Here is a 17,410-nt window from a genome sequence, read left to right as displayed (position 1 = left end):
GAGATACGCGGCGTCGTCGGTCAGATCGTCGTTCGCCAACGCATCGATCACCGTCGCCGTCGCCGTGTCCTCCACCACCGTCGCGATGTCATCCACAGCGTCGGGGCTGCCCTCATCGGTCACCGTCACCGTGACCGTGGCAGTGTCACACGTCGCCGTCGGCGTGTCGTCATCACAGATCGTGTACGAGAAGCTGTCGGTCCCGACGAAGCCGGATGCCGGGGTGTAGTCGAACGTGCCATCACCATTGTCCACCACCGTGCCCGCTGTGCCCGTGGTGTCCAGCGAGCCGGTGAGATAGGTGGCGTCGTCGGTCAGATCGTCGTTCGCCAGCGCGTCGATCACCGTCGCCACGGTCGTGTCCTCCACCACCGTCGCGGTGTCATCCACAGCGTCGGGGCTGCCCTCATCGGTCACCGTCACCGTGACCGTGGCAGTGTCACACGTCGCCGTCGGCGTGTCGTCGTCACAGATCGTGTACGCGAACGTGTCCGTCCCCGAAAAGCCGGATGCCGGGGTGTAGTCGAACGTGCCATCACCATTGTCGACAACCGTCCCCGCCGTGCCCGTCGTATCGAGCGAGCCGATCAGGTACGTGGCGTCATCGGTCAGGTCATCGTTCGCCAGCGCGTCGATCACCGTCGCCGTGGCGGTGTCCTCCGCGACGGTCTCGGTGTCATCCACAGCGTCGGGCGAGCCCTCGTCGGTCACCGTCACCGTCACCGTCGCGGTGTCACACGTCGCTGTCGGCGTGTCGTCATCACAAATCGTGTACGTGAACGTGTCGGCACCCACGAACGCCGGCGCCGGCGTGTAGTCGAACGTGCCATCACCATTGTCCACCACCGCGCCCGCGGTGCCGGTCGTGTCCAAGCTCCCGGTCAGATACGTCGCATCATCGGTCAGATCGTCATTCGCCAACGCGTCGACCACAACCGGCGTGGCCGCCTCTTCCGCCACCGTGGCGGTGTCATCGATCGCATCGGGCGAGCCCTCGTCGGACACCGTCACCGTCACGATCGCGATGTCGCAGTCGCCGTCGTCGTCGCAGACGCGATACGCGAACGAGTCCGACCCGACGAACCCCGGGTCGGGCGTGTACGTGATCTCGCCGGTCGTCGGATTGACCGACAGCGAGCCGTTCGACGGCTCGAGCAACCCGTTCACGCCGTCGCCGCCCGTCACGGAGCTTGGGTCGAGTGTGCCGTCCGGGTCGGAGTCGTTGGCCAACACGTCGATGGCGACCGGCGCCTCCTCGACGGTCGACGCCGTGTCGTCCACTGCATCCGGCGGGTCGTTCACGTCGTTCACGGTGATGGTGACGGTCTCGGTCGACGTGTTCCCGTTGGCATCGGTGATCGTGTACGTGAAGGTGTCGGTCCCGAAGAAGTCGGCCGGCGGGTCGTAGCTGAACGTGCCATCGGCGCCGACCGACACCGTGCCGCCGTTCGCCGACGTCGCGTCGAATGCCGTGACCGTCGTCGGCTCGACACCCAGACGATCGTTGGCGAGCAGACCCAGCGCCGGATCCGTCACGCTCAGCGCGACGTCTTCGTCGGTCGTGTACGAATCGGCCGCTGCATCCGGCAGAGCGTCGTTCGTGAACGTGCAGGTGACGTTCTCGCCCTCCGCCAACCTGATCTCGACAGCCGCCTCCCCTGTCGCGAACGCGTCGTCGCCGTTGTTCGTGAAGCTGCCGACGAAGGCGCCTGTGAAGTCGCCGTACGCGACCGTGCTGCTGACGCCGTCGCTCGTGCACGCCAGGCCACCGACCTCCCAGAGCGCGACCGCCGACTCGGCGATGACGAACGTCCCTGGGAACAGATCGATCGTCGTGCCGACGTTGCCGCCGTCGGTGTTCGTGCCGCCGGGGCCACCCGTGGTGCCGTCGTCGTCGAGGGTCACCGTCGAGCTGGGCCCGGCGAAGATGTTGGTGGCCGTTCCGGTGCCGTCATATGCGGTGAACTCGAACGTCGTGCCGTCGTCGGCCGGGTTCGCCTCCTTGATGATGGTGATCGTCGCCGGATCGACGACCGTGGTGCAGCCCTGCGCTCCGTTGTCGGACGTCACGACCTCGAGGAGAGCGTCCGAGGTCACCTGGACGACGTTCGGCGTGGTCCCGGCCGGACACGTGTAGGTCGAGACGTGACCCACGTTGCTCACGAGGTCGTCATCACTCTCGAGGCTCGTCGCGGTAGCGGTGTTCTCCAGGACCGTCGCACCGACGCCGGCATCGATCTGCACGGTGAGGTCGAGGGTGGCGCTTGCGCCCGAGGCGAGCTGTCCGACCGTCCACACGCCACCCGCGAACGACCCCTGCGATGCACTCGAACCGGTCAGTGTCACGCCGGCCGGGAGGGTGTCGGCCACGCTGACGTTCGTCGCTGTGTTCGGGCCCTCGTTGCCGACCGTCACCGTGTACGTGAACGTGTCGCCCTCGTTCCCGATGATGTCGTCGGCCGTCTTGTCGACGGTGACGTCGGCCCGAGGCTCGATGTCCCAGATGATCTCGATCTCGTCGCCGCCGGGGCCCTCGAGCGTCCCTGGCGCCGGGGCGTACTGCATCCGAACCTGAGTCAACGTGCCGTCGATCCGCAACGTGCCACAAGCCGTACCACCGGAGTTGTCGCACTCAGCGTTGCCGTTGCCGGCCTCGTTGACGTCGCGAAGTGCCGTCGTGGACGTCGTGGTGAAGTCGACGGATCCGGAGAGCTCGGTCCAGGTGAGCCCGTCGAGCAGTGTCAGCACCACCGACGTGCTCGTCGTGCCGGTGAATCCGCCGAGGCGATCGATGTGGAGCACGGGATCGACGACGGGCTCCGAGAAATCGAACGTGAGGATGCCGGTTCCGCCGTCGTCGGAGGCCGGCGTGCCCGATTCCGGCGTCGTGTCCCAGAACAGCCTCGGCTGGAACGACTGATCCCCGGTCGGGCTGCCGAGCCCGTACACGTCGTCGTAGGCGTCGAACGTGCCGAAGAGGCCACCCGCGATGAACGGTGCGTCTGCCGGGCCGGTGAAGCTGCCGGCCGACACCGCGATCGTGATCACCGGGCCAGCCGGCGAGTCGTCACCGACCCAGTCCTCGGTGCGGTACGCAGGGCCGGTCGTCGAGCCGCCGGACTCGACTCGCAGCGGGCTCGCCGCGGAGGGCACCGTCTGGGACCCGGTCAGTCCCGTGACGGTTGTCTCGATCTCGATCTGCGCGGTCCCGCCCGCCGGCAGCGACGCGATCGTGCACGTCACCACCCCTCCCGACTCCGAGCACGCGCCGGTTCCGACCGTGAACGTCGCGCTGTCGAAGCTGACGTTCGACGGGAGCGAGTCGGTGACGACGACGTTGGTTGCCTCGGTCCCTGCGTTGGCGATGTCCAGCGTGTAGGTCAACGTGTCACCGACGAGTACCGGGTCGGGGCCGTCCACCTTGGTGACCGACAGCGCCGGCGGGTTCTCGACCGCGTCCGTGACCGAAGCCACCACCGGGGTTGCGCCGGTCGCGTCCGCGGTCACCGAGTTCGACAGGTCGGTGATGCCGGCGGCCAGCGGAGCGTCGACGACGACGTCGAACGTGATCGTCATCGACTCGCCGACGCCGAGCGTGATGGCGTCCGCAGCGGTGACGAGCGACGGCGGAGCGCCTGCAGCGTCGGTCGCGGTCGTGCGGTAGGAGTAGCCGATCGTGAACTCCGCCGTACTGATCGTGTTGTCATCGCCGGCGACACCGTTGAAGCCGTCGTCCCACACGAACGTGTAGGCGCCCTCGGCAGGCCCACCGAACGGGCCCGGCCCTCGCGTCTCGTTCCAGCTGCCCGCACCGTCACCCCCGAACGTGCCGGCGGGCAGCGTGTAGGCCGTACCGCTCGGGTAGGTCGCTGCGAGCGAGATGTCGGAGAGCCAGTCGGTCGTGCTGCCGGTCGTCGTGAAGCCGTAGCTCGTGAGCGTTGCGCCCGACGGCACGTCGGCCGACGTGACCGTGTAGGTCTGGGTGAGGCCGGCCGTGTCGAACGTCGCGGCTCCGACGTCCTGCGTGAACGAGCCGGTCGCCGTGCCCGACGGGTAGGTCTTCTGCGCCGACCCGCCGACGTAGGTGACGCCGGGTGGCAGCGTGTCGGTGACCGTGACCGCGGGTGCGGGATCCGGACCGGAATTCGTGACCACGATCGTGTAGGTGATCGTTTCGCCCGGGTACACCGGCCCGCCGTTGGCGCTCGACGTCTTCACGACCGACAAGGTCGGCGCCGCCGATGCGACGGAGGCGAACGCGAACGACACCCAGATGACGAGCACGGCAACGATCGCAAGTCGCAGCGAGGTCGAGCGGCGCGACGGACTCGCCGCGTTCCCGGTCGTGCGAGGTCGAGTTAGTGGCATGTGGTCATCTCTGGCGGACGGTCCTGGACGGATCGACTCGGGCCGTACAATTCTTCGGCTCGACGACGCTTCGAGTTGAACGCACCGGGGCGGTGGTTGCAGGCACACGCGTCCAGGCAACCTCGGCAAAGAGATCGTTCCGGGACCGCACGCCGCTACGTGGCGTCGCGAGCAGCACAGAGGAACGCTAACGCAGCGCAGACCGTCGTTCGCTGACCTCCGTCCGCCGGCGACCGACCACCATCAGCGCACGCCCGACTCCCGACCCGCGTCGTCCCGCGACGCCCCGCCATCGGCGACCATCACCGCACGCGCGACTCCCGACCCGCGTCGCTCTGCGACGCCCCGCCACCCGAACACATCACTGCACGCTCGACCCGCGACCCGAGTGTCCGCCGATCTAGCCGGTCGACGACGCTGCCGCCGGCATCCTTCGGCACCACTGCGCAGTGAGCACGCGGCTCTTACGGTGTAAGAAGCGCAGGTGAACGGTGTATCGGCACGAGCGGTGCTGTCAGCCGGCCGCAGCGGCGAACCCGGCGTCGAGGTCGGCGATGATGTCCTCGATCGACTCGAGGCCGACGCTCAGGCGGACCTGCCCCGGCGTGACGCCGGTCGCGGCCTGCTCGTCCGGAGTGAGCTGGCTGTGCGTCGTCGTCGACGGCTGGATCACCAGGCTGCGGACGTCTCCGATGTTGGCGACGTGGCTGTGCAAGGTGAGCGCCTCGACGAACTTCTTGCCGGCCTCGAGCCCGCCCTCGATGTCGAACGCGATGATCGACCCGTAGCCCTTGCCGCCGCCGTAGACGCGGGTGCGGTCGTGCCAGGGGCTGGACTCGAGGCCGGCGTACGACACGCTCGTGACCTGCGCGTGACCGTCGAGGTACTCACCGACCGCCTGCGCGTTCTCCCAGTGGCGGTCCATCCGCAGGCTCAGCGTCTCGAGACCCTGGAGGACGAGGAACGCGTTCATCGGTGAGATCGCCATGCCGAGGTCGCGAAGGAGCTGGACGCGCGCCTTCAGGATGAAGCTGCCGTGGCCGAGCGCCGGCCAGTACGCGAGGCCGTGGTAGCTCGGATCGGGCTCGGTGAAGTTCGGGAACCGACCCGACGCGCCGTAGTCGAACGTGCCGCCGTCGATGATCGCGCCGCCGATCGACGTGCCGTGCCCCCCGCAGAACTTGGTCAGCGAGTGCACGACGATGTCGGCGCCCCACTTGATCGGCTGCACGAGGTACGGCGTCGGCACGGTGTTGTCGACGATGAACGGGATGCCGTTCTCGTGTGCGACGTCGGCGATGTTCTCGATGTCCAAGAAGTTGTTGCGCGGGTTCGCCAGCACCTCGCCGTAGAACGCCTTGGTGTTCGGCTGCACCGCCGCGCGCCACGCGTCGAGGTCGTCGGGATCGTCGATGAACGACACCTCGATGCCCATCTTCGGCATCGTGTAGTGGAGGAGGTTGTACGTGCCGCCGTACAGCGACGCCGACGCGACGACATGGTCGCCCGACTCGGCGAGCGTCAGGATGGCGAGCGTGGAGGCGGCCTGGCCGGACGACACGGCCAGCGCACCCGGGATGCCGATCGCCGTCGTGCAACCTCCCTCGAGCGCGTTGAGACGCGCCTCGAGCGCCCCCTGTGTCGGGTTCATGATCCGCGTGTAGATGTTGCCGACCTCCGCGAGGCCGAACAGGTTCGCCGCGTGCTCGGTGTCGCGGAACTCGTAGGACGTCGTCTGGTAGATCGGCACGGCGCGCGCACCGGTCGCCGTGTCGGGGTCGCCGCCGACGTGGATCTGCTTGGTCTCGAAGCCCCAGTTCTCGCTCATCGGCGCGACACTAGAGGCTTGAAACCCGACCTGGAAAGTCGTGTTTGCTGGCAAGGTCGCCGGCGGGGATCCGCGGGCAGCGAAACCGTTCGCCTTACGGTGTTCGGCCGTGACCTCGACGCTCACGGCTGAGGGAGCCATCCAAGCCGACGACTCGCCGGGCCTCGACACGGCCGGCATCGTCGACGCCGCCCTCGAGATCGTCGATCGTGACGGCCTCGAGGCGCTCACCATGCGCCGACTCGGGAGCGAGCTCGGGGTCGAAGCGATGTCGATCTACCACCACATCCCCAACAAGGCGGCGCTGCTGGAAGCGATGGTCGAGACGATGCTGCCGCACGAGCATCGCACCGAAGCATCGTCGTCTCCGGCGGACCTGCTGGCCGACTACGCGCAGCACCTCCGACGGACATTCCTCGACCACCCGAACATGGCTGCGCTCGCCGCGACCCGGTTGCCGACTTCACTGTTCACCGCGGCACCCACCGCAGCGGCTCGGCAACGACTCGTCGAGTTCGGCTTCGACGATCACGCCGCAGCATGGATCCTCGACTCGTTCGTCGGCTTCGTGATCGGCCACGTGCTCGTGCAGCTCACCGACGGCCACGCGACGACGCACGATGACGACGCCGCGTTCGAGACCGGCCTCCGATTCCTCCTGATCGGACTTCGGGGCGAACTGGGCGACGAGCCCACCAGCTGACAAGCACGGGAGGCTGCGACCCCAACGGCTCGCCGCCGATCCGGCGCCTCGAACAACCTCGCCACCCCCGCATCTCACCTGCCGAACACGTCGCACCACCGAGGCAGGCGGGCGTCGAAGCAACGCAGAGCCGGCGAGCTCGGCAGCACCGCCGATCCGGCGTCTCGAGCATGCTCGTCACCGCTCATCTCACCCGCCGACACGTCACACCACCGAGGTGGGCGAGCGTCGAAGCAACGCAGAGACAGCGAACTCGAAGGCGCAGCCGATCGGGCTCCGCCGGTCGGCGAAGCCCATTCGAGGTCAGACGAGGCCGAGTCCGGCGACCGCGTCCCGCTCGCCCACGAGCTCGTCGGCGGACGCGTCGATCTTGCCGCGGCTGTACTCGTCGATGTCGAGGCCCTGCACGATCTCGTACGCACCGTCGCGGCACACGCACGGGAAGCTCGAGATGATGCCCTCGGGTACGCCGTAGCTGCCGTCGGAGGGGATCGCCATCGAGACCCAGTCGCCATCAGGCGTGCCGAGCGTCCAGTCGCGGATGTGGTCCACGGCGGCCGACGCGGCCGAGGCAGCTGACGACGCGCCGCGGGCATTGATGATGGCCGCGCCGCGCTTGGCGACGGTCGGGATGAACGACTGATCGACCCACTCGTGGTCACCGACAGCCTCGTACGCGTTGCGGCCACCGACCTCGCAGTGGAACAGGTCGGGGTACTGGGTCGTGGAGTGGTTGCCCCAGATGGTCATCCTCTTCACGTCGTTGACCGAAGCGCCGAGCCGTGCGGAGATCTGGCTGATGGCGCGATTGTGGTCGAGCCGGGTCATCGCCGTGAAGCGGCCGGGATCGAGGTCGGCAGCGTTGCTCATCGCGATCAGCGCGTTCGTGTTCGCCGGGTTGCCGACCACGAGCACCTTGACGTCGCGCTTGGCCGACCTTGACAGCGCCTCACCCTGCGGCTTGAAGATGCCGCCGTTGGCCTCGAGCAGGTCGGCGCGCTCCATGCCGGCCTTGCGCGGCATCGCGCCGACCAACAGCGCGACGTCCGCGTCGCCGAACGCGGTGTCGGCGTCGTCGGTGCAGACGATCTCGGAGACCAACGGGAACGCGCTGTCGTCGAGCTCCATCTTCACGCCCTCGAGCGCGCCGAGCGTCGGCGTGATCTCGAGGAGCTGGAGCGCGACGGGGGTGTCGGGCCCGAGCATCGATCCCGACGCGATGCGGAACAGGAGGGAGTAGCCGATCTGCCCGGCGGCACCGGTGACTGCGACACGAACTGGAGACGTCATGGAGCGAAGCGTAGGGCCGTCGTCGGGACGGCTCCCAACCGACCACCACCCGACCGACCAACCGACCGCCCACCCGATCCAGGCGACCGGTGACCGGCTCGGCGCTCGGGCCGATCAGCGGCCCGTGATGTCGCCGATCATGTTGGCGTAGAACCGTTGCCCGTCGGCCGAGAGGTGGATCCCGTCGGCGGCGAAGCAGTTGCCGGTGCAGTTGTTCGACAGCGCGGCCCAGTCGAGCAGGATGATGTTGTCGCCCGGGCGGTCCCGCGCCTCGAGCAACGCGTTGTTGTTGGCGGTCCACGGCCGGTTCGCCCGGATGTTCAAGATGATCACGTTCGGCACGCTGCTGAGTGGTCGCAGGAAGTCGTTGAGGGTCTCCTCGGTGAACGGTCCGTTCGTACCGAGGTGGATGATGACCGGGTCGCCGAAGAGATCGGCGTCGCCGAGCTGCTGCATGACGCCGACCATGTCGATCATCTGGCGGCTTACCTCGGCGTTGACCGTGTACCCGCGGTCGCTGAGGACACCCGCGGCGCCCTGCATCACCGAGTCGCCGATCGCGAGGTAGTCGACCGGTTCGGGCGGCAGCGTCGTGGTGGTCGACGTCGTGGTCGTCGAGGTGGTCGTCGTCGACTCGGGCGCCGGCTCGTCGGCGGCGACGAACGGCTGCGTCGTCGCCGTGGTCGTGGCATCCGCCGGGGCTGCGGTCTCACCGTCCGGCGACGGGGTGCCCAGCAGCTCGTCGATGGAGGTGACGTTCTCGGCGCCCTCTTCGAGCGCCTGCGCGATCTCGTTCTGCTGCAGGTCGGCGGTGCCGAGCCGGATGATGCCGATCGCGAGGAACAGCATGCACGCCGCCACGCCGAGTGCGACGAGTCGTCGCGCCCGGGGCTCACGCCGGCGACCCGGGTCGCGCAGCCAGCTCGGCACCTGGCGTCGACGGATCGGCGTCTCGATCAGCGTGTACGACAGCTCGGTGATGACGACGGTGGCGAACATGGCTGCGATGAACTGCGGCAGCGTGAGGGCGTTGCCGGCGACCTCGCGGATGACCTGGTAGATCGGCCAGGAGTACAGGTACAACCCGTACGAGCGGGTCCCGACCCACAGCAACGGCCGCATGCCGAGCAGGCGGCCGACGAGGGTCCGGCGGTGCGTGACCGCGGCGATCACCATCAACGTCGCGAACGACGTGAGGAGGAAGCCGCCGCGGAACAGCCACGGGTCGGCGCCGGCGGGTGTGACGAAGTGCAGCCGCCACGAGAGCAGGGCGAGCAGCAGCAGGCCGACGACGGCGACCATGTCGAGCAGGCGCGCCGCGTTCCGCAGTGGCCCGCGCATGATCGCGACCGGGCGCCACACCATCGCGAACGCGGCGCCGAGCAGGAGGCCGCCGGATCTCGTGATCGTCGACAGGTACAGCGCGTCGGCCTTCGAGATGCACCGCTCGCCGAACGTCCAGTAGGCCTCGGGGTTGACGCCGCAGTCCCCGATCCGACCGGGGTGGTAGAGCACCGCCATCAGCACCGTGACGATGACGGCCGCGAGGGCCAGCCAGCGTGCGGTCAACGCGAGGTTGCGGGTGCCGTTCCGCCGCAGCAGGAGCAGCATCACGATCGGCCACACGAGGTAGAACTGCTCCTCGACGCCGAGGCTCCACAGGTGGCGCAGCGGCGCGAAGTCGCCCGACGCGCTGTACCCCTGGCCGACCCAGATCTGGTACCAGTTCGAGACGTAGAGCAGCCCGCCGAGCATGTCGCCGCGCAGCTTGCCGAGGGTGTCGGCGCGGAAGAAGGTGGTGTACACCAGCAGCAGGAACAGCATCACGAACAGTGCCGGCAGGAGCCGCCGGGCCCGGCGCATCCAGAACGCACCGATGCGGACCGTGCCCAGGTGCTCGCGCTCGGACATGAGGAGCAACGTGATCAGGTAGCCGCTGATGACGAAGAAGACCTCGACGCCGAGGAAGCCACCCGAGAGCCATTCCGGGTTGGCGTGGTAGATCAGCACGGCGATCACGGCGAGCGCGCGCATGCCGTCGAGCCCGGGCAGGTACGGAACGTCGCTCAGGTTCGTCGATCGGCGCATGGGGCGCGCCTCGGCGTGGGTCGCCTCGGCCATTCGCACCAGTATCGCCGAGGCAGCACCCGTTTCGGCGTTCACACCATGGCTGCGGAGCCGCCGTGACTATGGTCCCCGCGATGAGCGACGAGGTTCTCGAAGCAGCCGCCGCGACCGGACAGCCGTACGAGGTGGTGCCGTGCGACCCCGAGCTCGCCGACACGGCGGCCTTCTGCGAGACGTACGGATACGGCCTCGATCAGTCGGCGAACGCCATCGTGGTCGTCGGGAAGAGCGAGCCGCGGGTCTATGCCGCCTGCCTCGTCCTGGCGACTACCCGTCTCGACGTCAACGGCGTCGTGCGCAAGCGGTTCGGCGTCAAGAAGGCGTCGTTCGCGTCGGCTGACGAGACGGCCGCGATGACCGGGATGCAGATCGGTGGGGTCACGCCGTTCGGACTCCCGGCCGGGCTCCCACTCTGGATCGACGCACGGATCATGGACGTGCCCGACGTGATCGTCGGCGGCGGCTCGCGAGACCGCAAGCTGCTCGTCCCGCCCTCAGCACTCGCTGCGCTGCCGGGCGCCGAGGTGATCGAGGACCTCGCCAAGCCCGCCGGCTGACGCCGCAGCACCGGTCGGGGCGGCCCGCAGCGACCCCGACCGAGTCGGCGGCGAGTTCGTTTGGCAAGGTGTGTCCGTGTCGAAGGTGTCGCGCCTCGTAACCCGTTCGTGGGTCCCGGAGGCGTCGGAGGCGCTCGTCCGGTCGATCGCCGACACAGCGGCCACTCGCCTGCCCTCCGACCAGATCCGGCGGATCGGCGAGCTGATCGATCTCAACCGACGGACGCACGCCGTTGACTGCGTCAACCTCAACCCCGCGACGAACACGATGAGTCCGCGGGCCGAGGCCGCGCTCGCCTCGGGGCTCGGCACACGTCCCTCCCTCGGTTACCCGGGAGCGAAGTACGAGACCGGCCTCGAAGCGATCGAGCAGGTCGAGGTGATCGCGGCCGAGCTCGCGGCTCGCGTGTTCGACGCCGACTTCGCAGAGGTCAGGCTGCCGTCGGGTGCGATCGCCAACCTGTGCGCCTTCATGGCGTGCGCGAGACCGGGCGACCCGATCATCGCCCCGCCGGCGACCATCGCCGGGCACGTCACCCACCACACGCCCGGTGCGGCCGGCCTCTACGGGCTCAGGGTCCACGAGGCGCCGGTCGACGCCACGCGGTACACGGTCAACGTCGCTGCACTCGCTGCCCTCGCGCGCGAGGTTCGGCCGCGCGTGATCACGATCGGAGGCAGCCTGAACCTGGCGCTCCACGACGTCGAGGGCGTGCGCGCCGTTGCTGATGACGTCGGCGCCATCGTGCTGTTCGACGCCGCCCATCTCTCCGGCCCGATCGCCGGGGGCGCCTGGCCCAACCCGCTGGCTGCGGGCGCCCACCTCATGACGATGAGCGCGTACAAGAGCCTGGCCGGCCCGCCGTCGGGCCTCCTCGTCACGAACGACGCCGAGCTGGCGCAGCGCGTCGACCGGATCGTCTTCCCCGGCCTCACCGCGAACTTCGACGCCGCCCAGACAGCGGCACTCGCGATCACGCTCAGCGAGTGGATCGAAGTGGGCCGGGAACACGCAGCGGCGATGACCGAGACCGCCGCCTTACTCGCCGCCGAGCTGCTGGCCAGGGATGTACCCGTGTTCCGGTGTGACGGTACGCCGACCCGGTCGCACGCGTTCGCCGTCGACGCCCGTACGTTCGGTGGCGGCCATGTGCTGGCCCGCCATCTCCGGAGGTCGAACATCCTCGTCTCTGCAATCGGTCTGCCGAGCGGACTCGACGACGGCATCCGAGTCGGCACCAACGAACTCGTCCGCTGGGGCGCGACGGCGTCCGACATGCCTGCGCTCGCCGACCTGCTGCAGCGTGCGCTGCTCACCACCGACCCCGACCCCGTCGCCGCCGACGTCACCGCCTTCCGAGCAAGGTTCGACCAGGTCCACTTCACCGGCTCCAGCGAGCGGTGAGCCGCAACGCCACCAGCGTGTCCCCCCACCGACCTGACGAGCACCCGACCGCGACCCAGGCCCTGATTCCGAGCTGGATCGTGCGCTCGCAAGGCGCGGCGAGCCCGAGCTGCCTCGGGTCAGCGAGCGGCGAGACGCAACGCCACCAGCGTGTCCGCCCCACCCACCTGATAGGCACCCAGCCCGCGACCAGGTCCCCTGATTCCGAGCTGGATCGTGCGCTCGCAAGGCGCGGCGAGCCCGAGCTGCCTCGGGGCAGCGAGCGGCGAGACGCAACGCCGCGAGCGTGCGATCCAGCCGGAATCAGATCAGTGGCGGAAGTGGCGGGTGTGGGTGAAGACCATCGCGATGCCGTGTTCGTCGGCTGCGGCGATGACCTCCTCGTCGCGCACGCTGCCACCCGGCTGGATCACCGCCGCGATGCCAGCCTCGGCGGCGGCGTCCAAGCCGTCGCGGAACGGGAAGAAGGCGTCGCTCGCGCAGACACCCCCCTCGGCACGACCGGCCGATCGCTCGGCCGCGATGCGAGCGGAGTCGAGCCGGTTCTGCTGCCCGGCACCGATGCCGAACGCCTGTCGGTCCTTGGCGTAGACGATCGCGTTGCTAGTGACAGCGGCGCACACCTGCCACGCGAACACCAGATCGTCCCACTGTGCGTCGCTCGGTCGGGCAGCGGTGACGACCCTCCAGTCGGTTCGATCGACCGACACCGGGTCCGGCTGCTGGACGATCAGACCGCCGTCGAGCGGCTTGAGATCGAACGCCCACTCCCCCGGCGCGTCCGCCGTGATGACCCGGAGGTTCTTCTTGGCGAGCAGTACGTCGAGCGCGTCCGCCTCGTATGCCGGCGCCACGACAACCTCGGTGAACACCGACGACAGTGGCTCGGCCATCGCGGCCGTGACGGTGCCGTTGACGGCGACGATGCCGCCGAACGCGCTGACCGGGTCACATGCATTCGCCTTGACGTAGGCGTCGGCGATCGGGTCGCCGTCGCCCTCGCCGATCGCGACACCGCACGGATTCGCGTGCTTCACCACCACGCAGGCGGGGCCGTCGAATCGGTGCACGAGCCGCCACGCCGCCTCGGTGTCGTAGAGGTTGAGGTAGCTGAGCGCCTTGCCGCCGTGCTGGGTCATGGAATCCCACCAGCTCGTCTGGCCCGCGAAGCGATAGCGGGCTCCCTGCTGGTGGGGGTTCTCGCCGTATCGCAACACGTCCGCCCGCTCGAGCGCGGCGTGGATCGTTCGCGGGAGCGGATCGGGATCCGCCTCGCTCTCGTCGAACCACGTCACGATCGCGGCGTCGTAGGCGGCCGTGTGGGCGAAGGCGTCGCGGGCCAGCCGGCGGCGGGTCGTGGCGGTGATCTCGCCGTGCTCGCTCAGGTCGGCCAGCACCGTCGTGTAGTCGGACGGGTCGACGACCACGGCGACGTGTGCGTGGTTCTTCGCCGACGCCCTCACCATCGCCGGGCCACCGATGTCGATCAACTCGACGGCCTCTCCCGAACCGTGCTCGAACGCCGCGGTGTCGCTGCCGAACGGATACAGGTTGGCCACGACCAGCGAGATCGGCGTGATGCCGTACTCCTCCATGTCGGCCCGGTGCGCCGGGTTCGTCGGATCACCGAGGATGCCGCCGTGCACCTTCGGGTGGAGCGTCACGACGCGGTGGTCGAGGATCGCCGGTACACCGGTCCAGTCGGCGACGTCGGTCACGGGGACGCCGGCGTCGGCGATGGCCTTGGCGGTACCGCCACTCGACACGATGTCCCATCCGAGCCGGTGGAGCTGGGAGGCGAGCTCGGCGATGCCGGTCTTGTCGTACACGGACAGCAATGCGGTGGGCACGAGCCGCGACGGTAGCCAGCCGACCTGCCGACGGTCCGCGATCCGAACGAAATGTCAGCGCGGCAATTCCACGATCCGGAACGCGCGGGATCGCTACGGTCGAGTCGGACCGGAGGAGGTTCCATGCAGAGCAAGATCACCGTCGCCGACCTGATCATCGGGATCGGAGGACTCGTCACGTTCATCTTCTCGTTCCTCGACTTCTTCGACCTCGACCGCTTCGGCGGCGTCTCGGCCTGGGACAGCGACGCGGGCGCGTTCGCCACGACCGTGCCGGCGATCCTCGGGCTCATCGCGGTCGTCTGGATCGGCCTCGAGCTCGCAGGCGTCTCACTGCCGAAGGAGGTGCTGACGTTCAACCAGGCCCAGCTGAAGGCCACGTGGGGCATCAGTGCGTCCGGCATCATGCTCTCGTGGATCAGCGCCGACTTCGGCGGCGCCGACAAGGGCGCCGGGTTCTGGCTGATGTTCTTCGGTTCACTCGCCATGGCGGTGGGCGCCGTGATGGCGCTGCTCGGCAAGGGCGCCGAGACCGTCGACCTGCCGGGCGGATCGGACGACCCCACTGCGGCGGACTGATCGGCGACACACCAGACGCGCCACCGAGTTGGTGGCGCGCCTACGGCCCGACGATCCAGCGGTGAGCCACGGTCACCGATTCTCTCGACACGACGGCGAGGCTCTCGGCGGCCGGCGACGGGGCGGGGAGTCCATGCTGCTCGTGCACCACGAGGCGGGCGTGTCGCGGTAGCCGTCGGAGGAGGACGTCGACGAGCCCACCGGCGACGCCGATCGGGAGGAACAGGAAGACGGCGGTCACGGCGGTGAGATCGAACGCCCGCGCGTCGCCGTGCACGATCTCGGCGCGTGCGCCGAGGTCCGCGGCATCGACACTGCGCCGCGCGGTCGCGGCCAAGGCAGGGTCCGATTCGACGCCGATCGCTCGACACCCGCGGCTGAGGGCGGCAGCGACCACGAGGCGACCGTCCCCGCACCCGAGGTCGACGAAGACGTCGTCGGGGCCGACGTCGGCCACGTCCAGCAGGGGTTCGATCAGATCGGCGGGCGTGCCGAGGAACGGTCCGAGCCCGCCCTCGAATCGGGGCCGCAGCCCGAGTCGGTCGGCCAGCAGCCGAACCGGCCGCACCAGCCGGTACACCGGCGAGAGTGCTTCCGGTAGGGCGATCGCCCGGTAGTCGGCGGCGCTCGGTCGTGTGACGCGGGCGAGCAGCGACGGCGGGGGGCGATCGCGCCAGCGCAGCCGGACGACGACCGTGCAGTCGGTCGTCCTCGTCACGGTGAGCACGTCGGCGGTTCGCCGGAACGAGCGGTGTGCGCCACCGGTCCAGCGATCCGACGGCTCGTACCCGTCCTCCGCGAGGGCCGAGGCGGCGCGCTCGGCTGCGTCGACGTCCGGGACACGGAGCTCGATCGAGTGGTGCAGTGGCGGATCGACGTCGTCGACGGGTTCGGCCGCGATCTCGTTGGCACGGAGGCGCTCGACCACCGCCGCGCGCTCGGCGGCGACGCGGTCGGCGATCCGGCCGCACGCGTCGAGTGCGGCGCGGGCGAACGCTGCAACCTCGGGGTCGGCGTCGTCGACCAGGTCGCGCGCGACCGCGACGAGTCGCTGCCGGTTGATCGCCTCGACGAAGCGACGATCGTCGGTGATCACGCGACGTCGGTCAGAGCGACGCGACGATCGCTGCCATGCGTTCGCCGGCCTCGGTCGGGTTCAACCCCACCTGCACGCCGGCGGCCGCGAGCGCGTCCATCTTGCCCTGCGCAGTGCCCTTGCCTCCCGACACGATGGCGCCGGCGTGACCCATCTTCTTGCCGGGGGGCGCGGTCACTCCGGCGATGTAGGCGGCCATCGGCTTCGAGACGCTCGCGGTGATGTAGTCGGCGGCCTCCTCCTCGGCCGAGCCGCCGATCTCGCCGATCAGCATGATCGCGTGCGTCTCGGGGTCGGCCTCGAACTCGGACAGGCAGTCGATGAAGTTGGTGCCGGGCACCGGGTCACCACCGATGCCGACGCAGGTCGATACGCCGATGCCCTTCTGCTTGAGCTCGTAGAGCGCCTGGTACGTGAGCGTGCCCGAGCGGCTCACGATGCCCACGTTGGGGCCTTCGGCGGTCGGCAGCTCGGCGATCTCACCGGCGGTGATGCCGATGTTGCACTTGCCGGGGCTGATGATGCCGGGGCAGTTCGGGCCGAGCAGGCGAGTGTTCGGATGGTCGCGGACGAGGGTGTTGAAGACCCTGGCCTCGTCCTGGGCGGGGATGCCCTCGGTGATGCTGACGACGAACTCGATGCCGGCCGCCGCTGCGTCGATGATGGCGCCCGGCGCGAACTTCGGCGGCACCACGGCGAACGAGGCGGTGGCGCCCGTCGCAGCGACGGCCTCCTCGACGCTGTCGAAGATCGGGATGCCCTCGACGTCCTGTCCGCCCTTGCCGGGCGTGACGCCGCCCACGATCTGGGTGCCGTAGTCGCGGTTGCGCAGGCCGTGATAGCGGCCCTGGCCGCCCGTCAGACCCTGGACGATGACCTTGGTGTTCTCGTCGACGAAGATCGCCATGTCGGTGTCTCCTCTCAGTTCCCGTTCGCGATCGCGACGGCGGTCTCGGCGGCCTCGAGCATGGTCGGCTTCGAGATGAGCCGGTCGTCCGGGATGCCGGCGTCGGCGAGGATCTGACGCCCCTCGACGGCGTTCGTGCCGTCGAGGCGGATCACGATCGGCGCCCGCAGGTCGACCCGGCCCATCGCCTCGACGATGCCGGTGGCGACCTCCTCGCCGCGTGTGATCCCGCCGAAGATGTTGATGAAGATCGACTTCACGCTCTCGTCGTGGTTGATGACGTCGAGCGCCGCCGCCATGAGGTCGGCGTTGGCGCCGCCGCCCACGTCGAGGAAGTTCGACGCGTGCCCACCGACCTGGTTGACGACGTCGAGCGTCGACATGGCGAGGCCGGCACCGTTGGCGATGATCCCCACCGAGCCATCGAGGCCGATGTACTGCAGGTGATGCTCGCGGGCGAGGCGCTCACGCTCGTCGAGCACATCGGTGTGCTCGTAGTCGTCCCACTCGGGGTGGCGGAACCACGCGCTCGCGTCGAGCGTCACCTTTGCGTCGAGCGCGTGCACCTCGCCCGTCGGCTTGAGGATCAGCGGGTTGATCTCGGCGAGGTCGCAGTCGCCCTCGGTGTAGCACCGGTAGAGCTTGACGATGATGTCGGCGGCGCCGTCGAGCGCCCGCTCCGGCAGCTTGGCGTCGACGC

The 17,410-nt window shown here is 69.2% G+C and carries 11 protein-coding genes and 1 pseudogene; 4 read left to right on the top strand and 8 right to left on the bottom strand.

Annotated elements, in window-relative coordinates:
• Both QNJ12_RS18050 and QNJ12_RS18045 read right to left on the bottom strand, forming a co-directional pair.
• A partial coding sequence (locus QNJ12_RS18050) for an Ig-like domain-containing protein (RefSeq protein WP_300624725.1) occupies positions 1-4,368 on the bottom strand: 4,368 nt, incomplete at its 3' end.
• Positions 4,369-4,882: 514 nt separating this feature from the next.
• Positions 4,883-6,196: a bifunctional o-acetylhomoserine/o-acetylserine sulfhydrylase gene (locus tag QNJ12_RS18045; protein WP_300624723.1), complete on the bottom strand. Its 1,314-nt coding sequence runs from the start codon at positions 6,194-6,196 to the stop codon at positions 4,883-4,885.
• 109 nt (positions 6,197-6,305) lie between these two features.
• Here QNJ12_RS18045 and QNJ12_RS18040 point away from each other — a divergent pair, with 109 nt between their 5' ends.
• Complete coding sequence (locus tag QNJ12_RS18040; RefSeq protein ID WP_300624721.1) at positions 6,306-6,899, top strand: TetR family transcriptional regulator; 594 nt, start codon at positions 6,306-6,308, stop codon at positions 6,897-6,899.
• Between the two features lie 303 nt (positions 6,900-7,202).
• Here QNJ12_RS18040 and QNJ12_RS18035 read toward each other — a convergent pair whose 3' ends face one another.
• The gene (locus tag QNJ12_RS18035; protein ID WP_300624720.1) at positions 7,203-8,189 is read right to left on the bottom strand and encodes a malate dehydrogenase; all 987 of its coding nucleotides are present in this window, start codon (positions 8,187-8,189) and stop codon (positions 7,203-7,205) included.
• Positions 8,190-8,303: 114 nt separating this feature from the next.
• A complete protein-coding gene (locus tag QNJ12_RS18030; protein ID WP_300624719.1) occupies positions 8,304-10,310 on the bottom strand; it encodes an acyltransferase family protein in 2,007 nt (668 codons plus the stop codon).
• Positions 10,311-10,390: 80 nt separating this feature from the next.
• Between QNJ12_RS18030 and QNJ12_RS18025 the strand changes: the two genes are divergently transcribed.
• Together QNJ12_RS18025 and glyA are read left to right on the top strand one after the other, a co-directional pair.
• On the top strand, positions 10,391-10,873 hold the full coding sequence (locus QNJ12_RS18025) for a YbaK/EbsC family protein (RefSeq protein WP_300624717.1): 483 nt from the start codon (positions 10,391-10,393) through the stop codon (positions 10,871-10,873).
• An 85-nt stretch (positions 10,874-10,958) separates the two neighbouring features.
• On the top strand, positions 10,959-12,278 hold the full coding sequence (glyA, locus tag QNJ12_RS18020; RefSeq protein WP_367281810.1) for a serine hydroxymethyltransferase: 1,320 nt from the start codon (positions 10,959-10,961) through the stop codon (positions 12,276-12,278).
• 308 nt (positions 12,279-12,586) lie between these two features.
• Here glyA and purH read toward each other — a convergent pair whose 3' ends face one another.
• A complete protein-coding gene (purH, locus tag QNJ12_RS18015; protein ID WP_300624713.1) occupies positions 12,587-14,128 on the bottom strand; it encodes a bifunctional phosphoribosylaminoimidazolecarboxamide formyltransferase/IMP cyclohydrolase in 1,542 nt (513 codons plus the stop codon).
• Between the two features lie 123 nt (positions 14,129-14,251).
• Here purH and QNJ12_RS18010 point away from each other — a divergent pair, with 123 nt between their 5' ends.
• Positions 14,252-14,707, top strand: coding sequence for a hypothetical protein (locus QNJ12_RS18010; RefSeq protein ID WP_300624712.1), 456 nt, complete (start codon positions 14,252-14,254; stop codon positions 14,705-14,707).
• 40 nt (positions 14,708-14,747) lie between these two features.
• On the opposite strand, the gene QNJ12_RS18005 is transcribed toward QNJ12_RS18010, so the two are convergent.
• The 3 genes and pseudogenes from QNJ12_RS18005 to QNJ12_RS17995 form a co-directional block, all read right to left on the bottom strand.
• Entirely contained in the window at positions 14,748-15,803 is a 1,056-nt protein-coding gene (locus tag QNJ12_RS18005) for a methyltransferase domain-containing protein (protein WP_300624710.1), read from the bottom strand.
• Positions 15,804-15,813: 10 nt separating this feature from the next.
• Complete coding sequence (gene sucD / locus QNJ12_RS18000) at positions 15,814-16,710, bottom strand: succinate--CoA ligase subunit alpha (RefSeq protein WP_300624708.1); 897 nt, start codon at positions 16,708-16,710, stop codon at positions 15,814-15,816.
• A 14-nt stretch (positions 16,711-16,724) separates the two neighbouring features.
• Positions 16,725-17,410, bottom strand: a pseudogene (locus QNJ12_RS17995) (succinate--CoA ligase subunit beta); the annotation flags it as partial.

This window comes from Ilumatobacter sp., assembly GCF_030065885.1.
Classification (GTDB): Bacteria; Actinomycetota; Acidimicrobiia; order Acidimicrobiales; family Ilumatobacteraceae; genus Ilumatobacter.
Note: the sequence above shows the minus strand (reverse complement) of the source record. Positions and strands in the feature narration are given on the sequence as shown.

What these genes read in the sequence shown, in the direction of transcription:
- QNJ12_RS18045 (WP_300624723.1), bottom strand. Translation starts at nt 6,196, where the DNA reads ATGAGCGAGAACTGGGGCTTCGAGACCAAGCAGATCCACGTCGGCGGC.
- QNJ12_RS18035 (WP_300624720.1), bottom strand. Translation starts at nt 8,189, where the DNA reads ATGACGTCTCCAGTTCGTGTCGCAGTCACCGGTGCCGCCGGGCAGATC.
- QNJ12_RS18030 (WP_300624719.1), bottom strand. Translation starts at nt 10,310, where the DNA reads ATGGCCGAGGCGACCCACGCCGAGGCGCGCCCCATGCGCCGATCGACG.
- QNJ12_RS18025 (WP_300624717.1), top strand. Translation starts at nt 10,391, where the DNA reads ATGAGCGACGAGGTTCTCGAAGCAGCCGCCGCGACCGGACAGCCGTAC.
- QNJ12_RS18010 (WP_300624712.1), top strand. Translation starts at nt 14,252, where the DNA reads ATGCAGAGCAAGATCACCGTCGCCGACCTGATCATCGGGATCGGAGGA.
- sucD (WP_300624708.1), bottom strand. Translation starts at nt 16,710, where the DNA reads ATGGCGATCTTCGTCGACGAGAACACCAAGGTCATCGTCCAGGGTCTG.